The sequence below is a fragment of the Streptomyces sp. NBC_00727 genome (assembly GCF_045161745.1).
GTDB lineage: Bacteria > Actinomycetota > Actinomycetes > Streptomycetales > Streptomycetaceae > Streptomyces.
Map to the genome: position 1 here is coordinate 4,556,096 of NZ_CP108981.1, position 13,324 is coordinate 4,569,419.

General features: G+C 73.0%; 11 protein-coding genes. 7 read left to right on the plus strand and 4 right to left on the minus strand.

Annotation, left to right across the window (positions count from 1 at the left end; genetic code table 11):
• Positions 1-38: 38 nt before the first annotated feature.
• Positions 39-3,239 (minus strand): tetratricopeptide repeat protein, encoded by a 3,201-nt coding sequence (locus OG242_RS20740; RefSeq protein ID WP_405899584.1) that lies wholly within the window; start codon positions 3,237-3,239, stop codon positions 39-41.
• Between the two features lie 134 nt (positions 3,240-3,373).
• Positions 3,374-3,628, minus strand: a complete 255-nt coding sequence (locus tag OG242_RS20745) for a hypothetical protein (protein WP_405899585.1) — start codon at positions 3,626-3,628, stop codon at positions 3,374-3,376.
• 247 nt (positions 3,629-3,875) lie between these two features.
• Between OG242_RS20745 and OG242_RS20750 the strand changes: the two genes are divergently transcribed.
• Positions 3,876-4,874 carry a helix-turn-helix transcriptional regulator gene (locus OG242_RS20750; protein ID WP_405899586.1) on the plus strand — a complete coding sequence of 333 codons (999 nt, stop codon included), beginning with the start codon at positions 3,876-3,878 and terminating at the stop codon, positions 4,872-4,874.
• A gap of 2 nt (positions 4,875-4,876) precedes the next feature.
• On the opposite strand, the gene OG242_RS20755 is transcribed toward OG242_RS20750, so the two are convergent.
• Both OG242_RS20755 and OG242_RS20760 read right to left on the minus strand, forming a co-directional pair.
• Positions 4,877-5,050, minus strand: coding sequence for a hypothetical protein (locus OG242_RS20755; RefSeq protein ID WP_405899587.1), 174 nt, complete (start codon positions 5,048-5,050; stop codon positions 4,877-4,879).
• A gap of 127 nt (positions 5,051-5,177) precedes the next feature.
• Positions 5,178-6,677, minus strand: coding sequence for a M16 family metallopeptidase (locus tag OG242_RS20760; protein ID WP_405899588.1), 1,500 nt, complete (start codon positions 6,675-6,677; stop codon positions 5,178-5,180).
• A 225-nt stretch (positions 6,678-6,902) separates the two neighbouring features.
• Between OG242_RS20760 and OG242_RS20765 the strand changes: the two genes are divergently transcribed.
• The 6 genes from OG242_RS20765 (at position 6,903) to OG242_RS20790 (ending at position 13,275) form a co-directional block, all read left to right on the plus strand.
• On the plus strand, positions 6,903-7,046 hold the full coding sequence (locus tag OG242_RS20765; protein WP_405899589.1) for a hypothetical protein: 144 nt from the start codon (positions 6,903-6,905) through the stop codon (positions 7,044-7,046).
• A gap of 132 nt (positions 7,047-7,178) precedes the next feature.
• Positions 7,179-8,186 (plus strand): aKG-HExxH-type peptide beta-hydroxylase, encoded by a 1,008-nt coding sequence (locus OG242_RS20770; protein WP_405899590.1) that lies wholly within the window; start codon positions 7,179-7,181, stop codon positions 8,184-8,186.
• Positions 8,183-9,355: a ThiF family adenylyltransferase gene (locus tag OG242_RS20775; protein ID WP_405899591.1), complete on the plus strand. Its 1,173-nt coding sequence runs from the start codon at positions 8,183-8,185 to the stop codon at positions 9,353-9,355. Before OG242_RS20770 ends, OG242_RS20775 begins: the two co-directional genes overlap by 4 nt.
• Positions 9,352-10,530: a YcaO-like family protein gene (locus OG242_RS20780; RefSeq protein ID WP_405899592.1), complete on the plus strand. Its 1,179-nt coding sequence runs from the start codon at positions 9,352-9,354 to the stop codon at positions 10,528-10,530. Before OG242_RS20775 ends, OG242_RS20780 begins: the two co-directional genes overlap by 4 nt.
• Positions 10,523-11,992 carry a TfuA-like protein gene (locus OG242_RS20785; RefSeq protein WP_405899593.1) on the plus strand — a complete coding sequence of 490 codons (1,470 nt, stop codon included), beginning with the start codon at positions 10,523-10,525 and terminating at the stop codon, positions 11,990-11,992. Before OG242_RS20780 ends, OG242_RS20785 begins: the two co-directional genes overlap by 8 nt.
• Positions 11,989-13,275 (plus strand): MFS transporter, encoded by a 1,287-nt coding sequence (locus OG242_RS20790; protein ID WP_405899594.1) that lies wholly within the window; start codon positions 11,989-11,991, stop codon positions 13,273-13,275. The genes OG242_RS20785 and OG242_RS20790 overlap by 4 nt, the downstream gene beginning before the upstream one ends.
• Positions 13,276-13,324 lie beyond the last annotated feature (49 nt).

Consider the following 13,324-nt stretch of genomic DNA (forward strand, 5'->3'; position numbering starts at 1 on the left):
GCCCCCGCCGCCGCCGTCGTTCGGCTGAAGAGATGCCCTCAATCGCCGGGCGGGCTCGATGGGACGCCTACGCCCATGATCTCCCGGGTCCGGCGGGACGGGATCAGGTGCAGGGACCACGCCTGCCAGCCCGTTTCCAGGTCCGTGCCCCGGTCCAGGATCACGCGGTACGTGTCCGTGCACTCGTTCACCTTGGGGTCCCGCGACGGGTGGGCGGCGGCGCGGAGATCGGCCAGTTCCTGCTGGGCGACCACCGTGCCCACCTCGATGCCGCCGGGTGAGGCGTACGGCAGGAGCGTGCAGCGCAGGAAGCGCGCCCAGTCCGCACCGCGCGCGTCCCCGTACGACTCGAACAGCCGGGCCGCCTCGCCGCACAGCTCCAGGGCCTGGGGCGCCCGCTGGTTGCCCGCGTCGATCAGCGCGAGGTCCAGGCAGGCCCACGCCTCGCCGTGGGCGACCCCGATGCGGCGGAAGTCCGCCCGCGCGTCGGCCAGCAGCTGGCGGGCGAACCCGGAATTGCGCAGGTTCCCCGTCTGCGCGGCGCGCTGGTCGCGGGTGACGCGCCCCGAGTGGTGCCGGGCGCACGCCAGGCCGTAGACGTCACGCATCCTCGAGAACATCGTGCGCGCCCGCTCCAGCTGCCGGACGGCCTCGACGGTGTCGCCGGACTCCTCCAGCGCCTGGCCCAGGTAGTACAGCGTCCAGGCCTCGCCCCGCGCGTCCTCGTTGTCGCGGTGGCGGGCCAGGGCCACGGTCAGCTGCTCGGCCGCCGGGCCCGCGTCGCCGGCCAGCAGCCGGGCCCGGGCCAGCTGGGTCGTCGCCCACGCCACGCCGCGCTCGTCCCGGGTCCGCCCGTACAGGTCGAGGGCGGCGCGCAGGGCGGCCTCGGCCTGCTCCACCTCGCCCAGGCGCAGCCGGACCTGGCCCGACTGGAACCGGGTCCATGCCTCGCCGTGCAGCGACTCGCCCTCGCGGTGCAGGGTGAGCGCGGTGTCCAGGAGGGCCACCGCCTCGGCCAGGTTGCCCCGGTCGCGCTCCACGGCGGCCAGCGCGTGCATCGACCAGGCCCGGTCCTCGTCCTGCCCCGCGGCGGACTGCAGCTCCATCGCCTCGCGCAGCCGCGCCGCCGCCTCGGTCAGGTTGCCCTGGTGGTGCAGGGTGATCCCCAGCGAGCACAGCGCCAGCGCCGTGCCGGAGTCGTTCTGCGCCTCGCGGTAGAGCCCGACGACGGAGGACAACGTCGTACGGGCCTTGTCCAGCTCGCCGAGCTGCCGGGCGGCGATGCCCGTACGCCACCGCACCGACCGTTCAAGGAGACCCTGGTCGACGGCCTGGGTCAGCTCGCTTATCTCGCCCAGCCGGTAGAGGTCGCCGCGCAGCAGGCAGTAGTCGCACAGCGCGCCGAGCAGGGCGAGCACCGCGGCCTGGCCGACGCCCTCGGCGTGCCGCAGGGCGGAGGTGATGAAGCTCGACTCGTCGTCCAGCCAGCGCAGGGCCGCGTCCAGCGAGCCGAAGCCGTGCGAGCCGAACTGTCCGGCGCGGGTCGACATCTTGCCGTCCACCATCCGGATCACCGAGCCGGCGAGCTCCGCGTAGTTCGCGATGAGCCGTTCCTGCGCGGCCGCGCGGTCGGCCGGCTCCTCCTCGTCGAGCAGCCGGGCCAGGGCGAAGCCGCGTACGAGGTCGTGCAGCCGGTAGCGGGAGCCGCGGACGTGGTCGATCAGACCGGCTTCGGACAGGGCGGTCAGCAGCCGGCCGGCCTCCTGTTCGTCGGCGGAGAGGAGGGCCGCCGCCGCCGCGGCGCCCAGGCTCGCCCGCCCGGCCAGCGCGAGGCGCCGCAGCAGCCGCCTGGCCTGCTCGGACTGGTCGGTGTAGCGCAGCCACAGGGCACGCTCGACGGGCGGGACCGGACCGTACGCGGCGAGGTCGGCGGCCAGCACGTCCGCCGTACGCGCTCCGAGCGAGGAGCCGGCGATCCGCAGCGCCAGCGGCAGCCCGCCGCACAGCTCGGTGATCGCCTCGCTCGACGGATAGTCGTACGGCCCCGGCTCGGCCTCCCGCGACACCTCGCGCAGCAGCTCCTCCGCGCCGCCCGCGCCGAGCGCCCCGACCTCCAGCCGGTGCACCCAGGCCGGCAGCGTGCCGGGCAGGTCGAGCGGCTCCCGGGCGGTGACCAGGACCAGGCTCTCGGAGCGCTCCGGGATCAGCGTGGCGACCTGCTCCGCGTCGCGGGCGTCGTCGAGGACGATCGTCACGGCAGTCCCGGTCAGATGCTGGTGGTACAGCTCGCCGAGCCGGCGCACCTGCTGCTCGGCGGAGGTGCTGTCCCGGAACAGCAGCTGCTCGCGGGGGGCGCCGAGCCGGTTCAGCAGGTGCAGCAGGGCGTCCCGGGTCGACAGCGGGGGCTCGCCCTCCGCGCCGCCCCGCAGGTCCACCACGCACGCGCCCCTGAACTGGTCCTTCAGCTCGTGCGCCGCCCGCACGGCGAGGGTGGTGCGCCCGGCGCCCGGCGGCCCGTGCAGCACGACGACGGTCGGCTTGGTCTCCGTCGAGGCGCGGGCGGCGTGCACCCACTGCCCGATGCGGGCCAGTTCGGCCCGCCGCCCCGCGAACAGGCCGTCGGCGGACGGGAGATGCCCGAACGACTGCTCAAGGAGCGAGCGCATCCGGGCGGCTGCGCTGCGGTCCCCGCCGCGCAGCGGGGTGCGTGCCTTGGCGGCGGCCTTCTTCGCCGGGGCGCGGGTGGTGGCGGCGAGCATGCGCTGCTGGTCCAGGAACGGCCGTATGCCCCGCACCTCCAACGCCGACAGCCACTGGAGCCGCAACTCCTCGGCGCGGCCCGCCGGTTGGACGGACGGCCGGTGCGAGGTGGTGGCCTTGGCGACGGTGGCGGTGGCCCCCGCGACGGCGACGACCGCCCCCGCGCCGAGCGCCAGCCCGGACGCCGTGCCGAGCGCCACGTCGGCGCCGAAGGCCGCGGCCGCGGCGACTCCGGTGACCAGTAACGGCGTCGACAGGCTCTCCCGGCTGAAGCGCTGCCCGCCCGCCGCGGCGTCGAGCGCCTGGACGTACGCCGCGTACTCCTCCGCCGCGCCGTCCGCGATGCCGTCGAGCGCGGCCCGCGCACGGGTCAGCAGGACGGCCGAGTCCGTCCGGCCGCCGGTGCGCCGTGCCTCTTCCTCCACGGCCCGCGCCAACAGCCTCTCGGCGTCCGCCCGGTGGTCGTCCCGCATCCGCATCTGTCGTCCCCCTCCGGCTCCGGTCCACGACGCCGGCCCGCGTTCCCCGGGCCGCCGCGAGGTACCAGTGTCCTTGGTGGGGGGCGCGTGCGCGAGGCCCGGCCCCGCAGGACTCGGGCCCCGGATCACCACGGTCAGTCGGTGACCCGTCGCACGTCTCTCACGCTCCAGCCCTCCAGGGCCGGGTCCTCCAGAGCGGCGGTGACCACCTCGCGTGCCTCTTCGGGGCGGACGGCTTCCTCGCGCATGGCCAGCGTGATGTCGCCGTCCGACGAGACGACCCGGGCCGTCCACTCCCCGGGCAGTAATGAGGCGATCCTGGCCGCGTGGGCCGGCGCGTTACGCATCGCGCTCCGCACCGATGTGGCGACCGTGACGTAGAGGATCATTTTACGTGGTCCATCCGATCTTGTCTGGTCCATGCCCTTTTGTGTGAATGACTTCCGTGCGGGCGAAGGGTGCGGAATTAAATGCGTACAGGGGTTCGGTGCATCTCCGTACACCCGGTGCTTTTTTGGCAGCATCTGATAGGGTACCCAAGTTCAGCGAGGGAATCTGACGCGTTCTTTGGGTGGGGGTTTTCCGCTTTCGGCACAGTGGAAGATTCTTCTCATCTGCCTGCTTGGGGGAGCGGATTTGAAGCTTTTGGCGCTGGGGGTAAATCCGTCGGAAGAGGCGTTGTACGTCCATTTGCTGGAAGGCGAGTGGACCGGTCTGGCGGACGCCGCAGACGCGCTGGGCATGCCTGCGGAGGAGTTGAGTGGCCTGCTGTCCCGTCTCGAATCCCAGGGGATGATCCGTATCTCCCTGGAAGGGAGCGTGGCGGTTGTCGACCCAGCGCCGGCCATTGAGCGGCTGATCGAGGAGCGTATCGGTGAACTCAATGCCGAACTCCGGCGGGTGACCGACACCCGTGCCGAAATCGCCTACTTCGAAGGGCGTTGGAGACAGGGCTTTTCCGGTCAAGGGCTTTCGGGTCAGGGGTTTGTCGGGATCGAGCGGATCGAGAATACCCAGGACGTCAGGAACCGTCTCGACGAATTGTCGTTCTTTTCCTATCAGGAAGTGCTGGCGATTCATCCTGGCTCCGGTCTGCGAGCAGAGACGCTTGAGGCGGCGAAACCCCTGGACGTGCGCTGTCTTCGGCGCGGGACCCGTATGCGGTCCATCTTTCACGAATCCGCGCTTTCCAGCCCGCACACCCTGGCCTACTTGAAGGAGATCTCCAGTCTCGGCGCGGAGATCAGGGTGTCCACCGAGACGTTGGAGCGCGTCCTGATCTACGACCGTAAGGTCGCGGTGGTGCCGAGCGATCCCAACGACACGTCTCGAGGGGCGCTGGTCATCCGGGAGCAGGGCCTGCTGTCACAGATCCACGGACTGTTCGTCAGGGTCTGGGACGCAGCCGACGATCTCGCGGTACGCAGCGAGACCAGGGACGTTACCTCGATCACACCGCTGGAACGCGAGGTTCTCTCCACCCTGGCCACGGTCGACAAGGACGAACTCGGCGCACGCCGGATGGGTGTCGCGGTGCGCACCTATCGGGGGTATGTGGCGGCCCTGATGGCCAAGTTGGACGCCACCAGCCGCTTCCAGGCCGCGCTGATCGCGAAGGAACGCGGCTGGATGTGAGGTCACTCCCAGGCGTTCACATCGCTGGCGGCGGCCGTGTCGGTCGTGCGGGGTGCGGGGGCGGTGTCGGCGAACGCGGCCTGGCTGCTCGCCCCGATCACGGTGAGACAGCCCGAGAGCAGGAGAACGGCGGCGATCCGGGAGCTGCGACGGCCTGCGGCGATGAGCTTCAGCAAGGTGACTACTCCTCTGCGAGGGGGCTTTGGCCTGCAGAAGGATCCTGCGCCGGATCGGGCCTCGTGAGAGCCTCCGGAGGCTGCAGGAACCGGCGCCGCGCTGTTCACTTTCCTGCAAGCGCGACGATCAGCCGGCGGCCTGCGGAACGGTGGCGTGCGGCAGGAAGCCGTTGTCCCTGGGCGCCCGAACCGCGTTGACAGCGGGCGGCGTTGGCGTACGCCGGGCTGCCGGACGCCGAGGAGCGGGTACGACGGTCACGTCCCCCTGGCCGAGGCTGCTCACGCCGGAATGGATCCTTGACGCGTCTCCGACGAGGACGGTCACCAGACCGTCCGCCGGATAGGCGCGGACGGCGGCGGCCGACGCCTCGGCCGTCGTCACGCGGGCCAGCTCCTGGTAGAGGTGCGCCTGGGCATCGTCGGGGAGCCCCTGCTCGACCTGCTCGACGAAGGTGGTGGCCACCGCGGCGGAGGTCTGGAGGGTGATCGGCGCCGTCTCCGTGGCGACGCGGACGGCGAAGTCCCGCTCGTCCGGGGCGAGGCCCCGGGCGGCCACGCCGTCCAGGATCGTCCGGATGTCGCTCAGCGTCTCGGCCGTGGCGTCGGTGGCGACCGCGCCGCTGATCGCGGCCAGCGATCCGTACGCCCCGTTGACCGGGTTGACCAGCGGCTGCGCGACCGCGCGCATTCCGTAGCTGACGCCCTTCCGCTCCCGCAGGACGAGGTTCAGGCGCGAGGTGAGCGTGCCGCCGAGGCAGTAGATCCCGATCTCCTGAGCGGCCCAGGAGGTATCCCGGCGCCCTGCCGCGATCGCCCCCGCCATGACGTACGTCTGCGGGGCACCGGGGCGGTCGAGGAGGACGATGCGGCCGCGCCCGGGGGCCGTGACCGCCGGGAGAGCGGCGGTACCGGCGCTCCCCGGCCAGTCCCCGAAGGCTTCCCGGAGGCTTCGGTCGAGGTGCTCCCGCGGAAGGTCGCCGACCAGGATCACTGTCATCGCGGCCCGGGTCATGACCTGGCGGTGGAAGTCGCGCACCAGCGCGGGGCCGATCGCGCCGACACTCTCGTGGGTGCCCTGACGAGGACGCGAGATGCGGTCCTCCGCCGCGAACAGGTTCCGGTAGAGGGCCATGCCGGCGCGGCGGGCGGGGCTGGCGTTCTCGTAACGGATCTCGTCGAGCCGCAGCCGGACGACTCGCTGGATCCCCTCGTCGGAGAGGGCCGGTTCGAGCAGCGCGCGGCCGATCAGGGGGAGCAGGCCCACCAGGTGCCGGGCCGGGACGGAGAGCACGGCCCGGATGCCCGGACTGTCGGCGTACGCCTCGAACGACGCGCCGCACCGCTCCAGGCGGTCGGCGAAGGCCTGGGCGTCCAGGCCGTCCGCCCCCTCGACCAGGGAGCGCGTCAGTACGGTGGCCAGCCCGTCCAGGTACTCCTGCTCCAGGTGGAGCGGGAGGGCGATGAAGATCTCCACCGTGATCAGGCTGCGGCCGGGCCGGTGGCACCGCAGGACCTGGACGCCCTCGGCCAGGGTCTCCCGTACGGGGACGGGGAACTCCCACGGGCGGGCGCGGCCGGGCACCGGGCGCGGGTGGAAGACCATGCTGGGGGACGACGGACCGGACATCCTGGCTCCTCGTGTCGTGGGCGCCGGGGCGAGGGGGCGAGCCGGGCCCGGGTGGCGGCGGCGCGACGCGGCGCCGACATGCCAGGCTCTCCGGCCCCGCACGCCCTGTCATGTCCCCAGAACTGACGACTGCCCGTACCTCCGCCCGGAAGCCAGTGTTGAGCCATCGCACCGACCGGTGCGGCGAGAAGCCCGGGACACCCCGGGCCGACCAACGGAGGAACCATGATCGACAACGCCGCGGAGAAGGCCACCGACACCACCGCCCAGGCCGCCGAGCTCCAGGCCCTGGAGCAGGACCTGGACGTCGAGATCACCCTTGAGGTCGCCGAGAGCAGCTTCTCGTACAGCGAGGCGCGCGTCTTCTGAGCCGTCCGGTACGGCAGTTGACCGGGAGTGGGCCCCGACGGGGCATTGTCCGGGCCCACTCCGGTCCTGCGGATCACCCCGACACGAACCCGGCCGGCGGCCCCGGCCGCTGCTTGCAGAAAGGAGCCGTCCGTGAGCGGTCTTCCCACCGAGCTGCGCGACCAGCTGCGCACCGTCGACATTCACGAGCGTGACACCGCCCGCCTCGCCGCGATCTACCACCGCAGCGTCGCACGACTGCTCACCGACGCCCTCGCCGCCGCCGGTCACCCGGCAGGCGGCGACCTCGGCCGCCGGGTGCGCCGGCTGCCCCCGGCCCTGGTCCGGCGCGCCTACAGCCTGCCCGCCACACCGCTTTCGGACGCCGAGGTGCCCGGCCTGCTGTCCGGCCTGGAAGCGGCCGCGCAGCCCCCGGCACCGGCCGGCGTACTGACGTACGACGACGGTTCCTGGGCGCAGGAGGGCGCGGTCCGCGCGACCCGCGCCCTGGCCGTCGACGACCACGGCGCGATCGAGGTCGTCGCGGATCCGTCCACGGTGATCCTCGAATCGCTGCTGAAGGCGCGGGCCGCGCTCGCCGCGTCGTGGGACGCCGCCTGGCGGGAGCACAACACCCTGGTCGACTGCATGGTCTTCGCCGGCGGCCCGCTGCGCTCGGCCACCAACCAGAGCACCTTCGGCGCCGTGTACGTCTCGATCGACGAGGCCGAGGACCCCCTCAGGCTCTTCGAGGTCCTGCTGCACGAGACCGGGCACCACTCCCTGGCCCTGCGCGAGAGGTTCACGACGTTCCTCCACAACGCCGAAACCCTCAGCAGCCACCCGCTGCGCAAGGACCCCAGGCCGCTGCGGGGGACGTTGCACGCGGCGTTCGTGCTGGCCCGTATCTGCCGGGGTCTGGCCCGCTACCTGAACGCCCGTCCCGCGTCCGGGCCGCTGGACCGCGACGAGGTCGTGGTACGGCTCGACGCCAACCGCGCCATGCTCGCCAGTGTGATGGAGGGGATGGGGCAGGCCGCCCGGTGGACCGAGGACGGCGAAGCCCTGCACGCCAGCCTCCTCGCCGTCCTGGCCGAGCAGGAGACGGCCGAGCAGGAGACGGCTGCTCACGAGGTGGCGGAGCACGAGGTGGCGGCGTGACCACCGCACCGCCCGCGGCCCACCGCGGTGTTGGGATCGCCGCGCGGCCGACCGCACCCCGGCTCGGCCAGAACCTGTCCCTCACCGACAGATGGCGGTTCAACACCAACTGGGAGATGCTCCGGCTCGCGGACGGCTCCCTGTTCTTCAACAACATGTACGGATCCCACCGGACCGTCGAAGCTCCGTCCGCCACGCTCGTCCGGCTCCTGGAGCAGATCGAGCGCGCCCCGTCGTCCTTCAGCGAACTGGCCGACGGCACCGCCGGTGCGGACCGGATCGCGCGCGCTTGCCAGCCCCTGGTCCGGGCCGGGATCCTGGTCCCCGCCCTGGGCGAATCCGCCCCGGCCTGGGCGGACGAGGACCTGGTCACCCGGTTCGCCACCCAGCTCGACTGGCACTTCTCGCTCAGTGGCCACGACGGCCGGCACTGGGAGTCGTTCCGGCGGCTGCGTGAATCCACCGTCACCGTCCTGGGGCTAGGGGGAGCCGGCAGCCTCCTCGCCCTCATGCTCGCCGCCGCCGGTGTCGGCAGGCTCCGCATCGTCGACGGCGACGTCGTCGAGACGCCCAACCTGGTCCGGCAGATCCTCTACTTCCCGGACCAGTCCGCGGCGGTGACCAAGGCGGACGCGCTGGCCGGGCAGCTGCGCCGCTTCAGCCCGCACACCACGGTGGAGGTGGTCAACCGCTACCTCAGCACGCCCGAGGACCTGAGTGGGGCCGCGGTCGGCACCGACTTCGTCGCCCTGTGCGCGGACGCGCCCCGCATCCTGATCAACCGCTGGATCGACGACGCCTGCAAGGAGTCCGGCACGCCCTACCTCGGCTCGTTCGTCGGCATGGTGGGTCCGATGTACGTGCCCGGCGAGCCGGGATGCTTCCGCTGCTTCGAACACCGGATGCGCGACAACCTCGGGGAGCGCCACGACCTCATCGTCGAGGCGCTCAGCAGGAAGACGTCCTGGCGCTACCCGGCCTTCGTCTCCGGCGCGGTCTCGGTCGCCCAGCTGATGGCCACCGAGATCCTGCTGCACCTCAGCGGCGGGGCCAGGCCGTCGACCATCGGCGGGCTCCTGAAGATCCAGTACCCCGCAACGACCCGCGAGGCGCTGGACACCCGCCCGGACTGCACCTGCGCCGCCGATCCGGCCGGGCCGGCGCGATGACGGCCCCCGTCGCCCTGGAGCCCGCCCCGGCCGTCCACGACGGGGGCTACTTCGGCGGGACGTTCCGCGCCGTGTCCCCCGAGCGGACGTGGGAACGCGTCCGGCCCCACCTGGCGCGGGCGGGCATCACCCGCGTCGCCGACGTGACCGGCCTCGACGACATCGGGGTTCCCGTCTGGCAGGCGGTACGGCCCAACTCCCGCAACATCACCGTCTCCCAGGGCAAGGGCGTCTCGCCGGTGCTCGCCAAGGTGTCGGCCGTGATGGAGTCCTTCGAGCTCCACTGCGCCGAGGACACCGTCCTGCCCACGCGCAGGGCGTCGTTCGCCGAGATGGCCGAGGCGGCGGGCGGCGCGGCGGGCCTGCCGCTGCTCGCCCACCACGCGCTGACCCCGGCCCTGGTCACGGACTGGTGCGAGGTGGACGACCTGGTGGGCGGGCGGCGGATGTGGTGGCCGAAGGACGCGGTCACCGTCAACTACGAGGTCCTGAACCGCTGGCGGCCGCCCCTGGTCCGCGTCAACAGCAACGGTGTGGCCGGCGGCAACACCCTGGACGAGGCCACCCTCCATGCCCTCCTCGAACTGATCGAGCGTCACTCGCTGGCCCGGGCGCGGGCGGTGGGCCTTCCCTGGCACGAGGCCCGGAGCCCCCTCCCCGGCTCGGCGGGCCCGGCGGCGGAGGTCTGCGGGCGCATCCTGGACGCTGGTGCGGTGCTGCAGTGCCTGGACGTGACCTCGCCCGCGCTCGGCGTCCCCACGTTCGTCGCGCGCGTGTGGTCGCCGTCGCTGCCGCGCTGGTTCTCCGGCTCCGGCAGCCACCTCGACGCGGAGGTGGCGCTCTCCCGGGCCCTGACCGAGGCCGTGCAGTCGCGGGTGACCGCGATCGCCGGAGCCCGGGACGACATCGCCGCCGCCCGCTACGACTTCGCCCGGGCGGCCCCGGACCTGCAGCCGGCCCCCGTGTGCCGCACCGACGACCTCGTCACGGACCACGACGGCCGCCTCTCACCGGGGCGCGGCATTTCCGGGGCGCTGGACACCCTGCTGGAGCGGTGCGCCGCCGACGGCACGCCCGTCGTCCGGGCGGACCTGACCCTTCCCCGGTACGGCATCCCGGTCGTACGGGTGGCGGCCCCCGGACTCGACTTCGCGGAAAGGCACGGTCATGGCTGACGCACCCCGGCCCAGGCTGGTCGTCACCGCCGGGCCCACGATCTCCCACGACGAGGTCCTGGAGCTCCTGCCGCAGGCCGACGTCAGGCCCCCCGTCGCCGCCGGCCAGGTCCTGGAATGGGGGCTGGGCCCGGGGGACGTCCTCGTGGTCATCGACGGCTACTTCCTGCAGTCCCGCGCCGTACGCCACAAGGAGCTGATGGCCCTCCTGGACGCCGGGGCCACCGTCATCGGCGCCTCCAGCATGGGAGCCCTGCGCGCCGCGGAACTGGCCGCCCACGGCATGCTCGGCGTCGGTTCGGTGTACCGCGCGTACCACCGCGGCCTCATCCAGGCCGACGACGAGGTCACCCTGCTCCACGCGGACGAGGACGGCGACCACCGGGCGCTCGGCTGGGCCCTCGTCGACCTGCGCGCCGCAGCGCGGGCGGCGGCGGAGCGCGGCGTCATCACCCCGGACGAGGAGCGCCACCTCGTCGAGGGCGCGGCCTCGATGCCCTTCACCGCGCGCCGCCACGACGCGGTCCTCGCGAAGGCCCGTGAGCTGGGGGCCGACCCGGACCGGCTCAGGGACTTCCGGCTCATGTGCCGGCGGCAGCCGCGCTGGGCCAAGCACCACGACGCCCGCCGCGCCCTCCTGGTCGCCCGCCGCATTGCCTCGCTGCGCACCTCGCGAAGCGCCCCGGCCGCGGAACCGGCGACCCGGCGCACCGAGCCGTTCCACACCACCTCGTACCTGCACGCCTGGCGGCCGGTGTACGAGGACCCGACGGGCCGTCACTGGAACGCGCACGACATCGCGGCATGGGCGGCGACCGCGTCCGCCGGCTTCCCGGACACCTTCCGCGCGATCGCGGCCGAGTGCCTCCTGCTGGAGAGCCTCGGACTCCCCGCGGACACGGCCCTGCCGGAAGCACGCGGGGCCATCGCGGAGAGCACGGGCCTCACCGACGCCGGCACCGGGCTGCTGTCCTGGCCCGGCCTCGTCGCGGCGCTGCACCCCGCGCTGCCCCGGCTCGGCCTGCACGACCTCGCCACCCAGGTGCGCGAAGGCCCCGGCCGGAGCCTGCTGTGCCCGCACGAACGCGAACTCCCCGCCCCGGAGGCGCAGGTGACCCTCGCGACCAGGCTGTGGCGGGCCGATCCTCAGTACGACTGGCAGTCCCCGACGGTCGAGCGCCTGGCCCGGCTCGGGCGGCTGCCCAGCGGTCCGGAACGGGCCTACGAGACCGGCGATCCACAGCTGCGCACCGCTCTGCTGCGGCTCTTCGCCTCCTGGCGGACGACGTCTCCGTCCTGCGAACTCCTTCCCCGACTGCGGGCCAGGGGCTTCCTGGATCTCGCCGACCTCTTGCGCGCAGCCGCCCGTGGCGCAATAGCTTGGTCGGTCCACGACAACGACCAGAACGTGCCCGGACCCGCCCCCCGCACGCCACCGCTAGAGAACCGAAGGACCGCATGAAAGAGACACTCGCCCAATACCGGTCTGTACTCTCCTCCCGCAACGCACGCCTCGTGCTGGGCGCCGACGCGCTGTCGAAGGCCGGCGACTGGTTCATGTACGTCGCCATGAGCCTGCTCGTCTACCGCGGTGGCGGTGCGGGCGCTCTCGGCATCTTCAGCGTCCTGCGCATCGGCATCCCCCTGAGCATCGGGCCCCTCGCCGGCCGCTGGGGCAACAGCCGGCCACCCCGCACCATCATGATCGGTTGTGACATCGCCCGGGCCCTCGTCGTCGGCGTCGGCGCGGCGGCGGCAGCGCTCGGCGCGCACGTGACCGTTCTGATGGCGGTGGCCGTCGTGGCGGCGGTGTTCACCACAGTGTTCGCCCCGGCCGAACGCCGCATGCACCGTGATCTCGTCCGTCCGGAGGAGCGGGCCGCCCTCAACTCCACCATCGGCACCACCGGCACCACCGTCATCGTGCTGGCACCCGCCCTGGCAGGCGGACTCGCGGCCACCCTCGGCATTCCGTGGCTGCTCGCGGTCAACGCGGCGAGCTTCCTCGTCTCGGCTGCACTGGTCGTCCTCCTCGACAGCAGCCTCCTCGTCGACGTGGAGGAGCCCGGCCGCGAGGAGGAGTCCGCGGAAGGCGGCAAGCCGCGCCAGGGCGTCCTTCGGGAGGTCGCGGTCGTGCTGCGCAACGACCGCTTCGTCGCGCTCTGCCTCGCCTGCCAGACCATCGCCTGCGCCGTCGCCAGCGCCAGCCTCGTGCTCCAGGTCGCCGTCGCGGACCGCGCGGGGGACGCGACGGCCCTGCTCGGCTGGATCACCACCGCCATCGGCGTCGGCTCGGTCCTGGGCATGGTCCTCGGCGGGCCCCTCGCCAAGCGCAACCGTCTTGTCCCCGGCGCCGCTTGCGCCGTCGTCCTCAGCCTCCTCCTCGGCGTCTTCGGTACGAGTACGAACGCGGTCATGGCCCTTGCGAGCGCCGTCGCCATGGGGCTGTCGGCGGGCCTGCCCGAGAGCCTCTACTGGACCTCGTTCCAGAACCGGGTGCCCAAGGAGTCCTCCGGCGCCTTCTTCGGCCTGGTGGAGTCCACCACCACGGCCGCAATGGCCTTCGGCGGCGCGGCGATCGGCGGCCTCGTCGCCGCCTTCGGCACCTCGACCGGGAGCTGGATCCTGGCGCTGCCGCTGGCCGGGCTCGCCCTGGTGACCGTCGTGGCCGCCGTCGTTATCGACCGCAAGGCACCCGCCGCCGCGCCCGTCCCCGCGCCGGAGGACGCCTCTGTGACCGCGTGACCGCGCGCCGCACCGCACCGCACGCAGCAGCTCCGGCCCCGCGAGGAGG

Bases quoted from the DNA above. Each gene is read 5' to 3' on its own strand.
- OG242_RS20740 (WP_405899584.1), bottom strand. From the start codon at position 3,239: ATGCGGATGCGGGACGACCACCGGGCGGACGCCGAGAGGCTGTTGGCG.
- OG242_RS20745 (WP_405899585.1), bottom strand. From the start codon at position 3,628: ATGATCCTCTACGTCACGGTCGCCACATCGGTGCGGAGCGCGATGCGT.
- OG242_RS20760 (WP_405899588.1), bottom strand. From the start codon at position 6,677: ATGTCCGGTCCGTCGTCCCCCAGCATGGTCTTCCACCCGCGCCCGGTG.
- OG242_RS20765 (WP_405899589.1), top strand. From the start codon at position 6,903: ATGATCGACAACGCCGCGGAGAAGGCCACCGACACCACCGCCCAGGCC.
- OG242_RS20780 (WP_405899592.1), top strand. From the start codon at position 9,352: ATGACGGCCCCCGTCGCCCTGGAGCCCGCCCCGGCCGTCCACGACGGG.
- OG242_RS20785 (WP_405899593.1), top strand. From the start codon at position 10,523: ATGGCTGACGCACCCCGGCCCAGGCTGGTCGTCACCGCCGGGCCCACG.
- OG242_RS20790 (WP_405899594.1), top strand. From the start codon at position 11,989: ATGAAAGAGACACTCGCCCAATACCGGTCTGTACTCTCCTCCCGCAAC.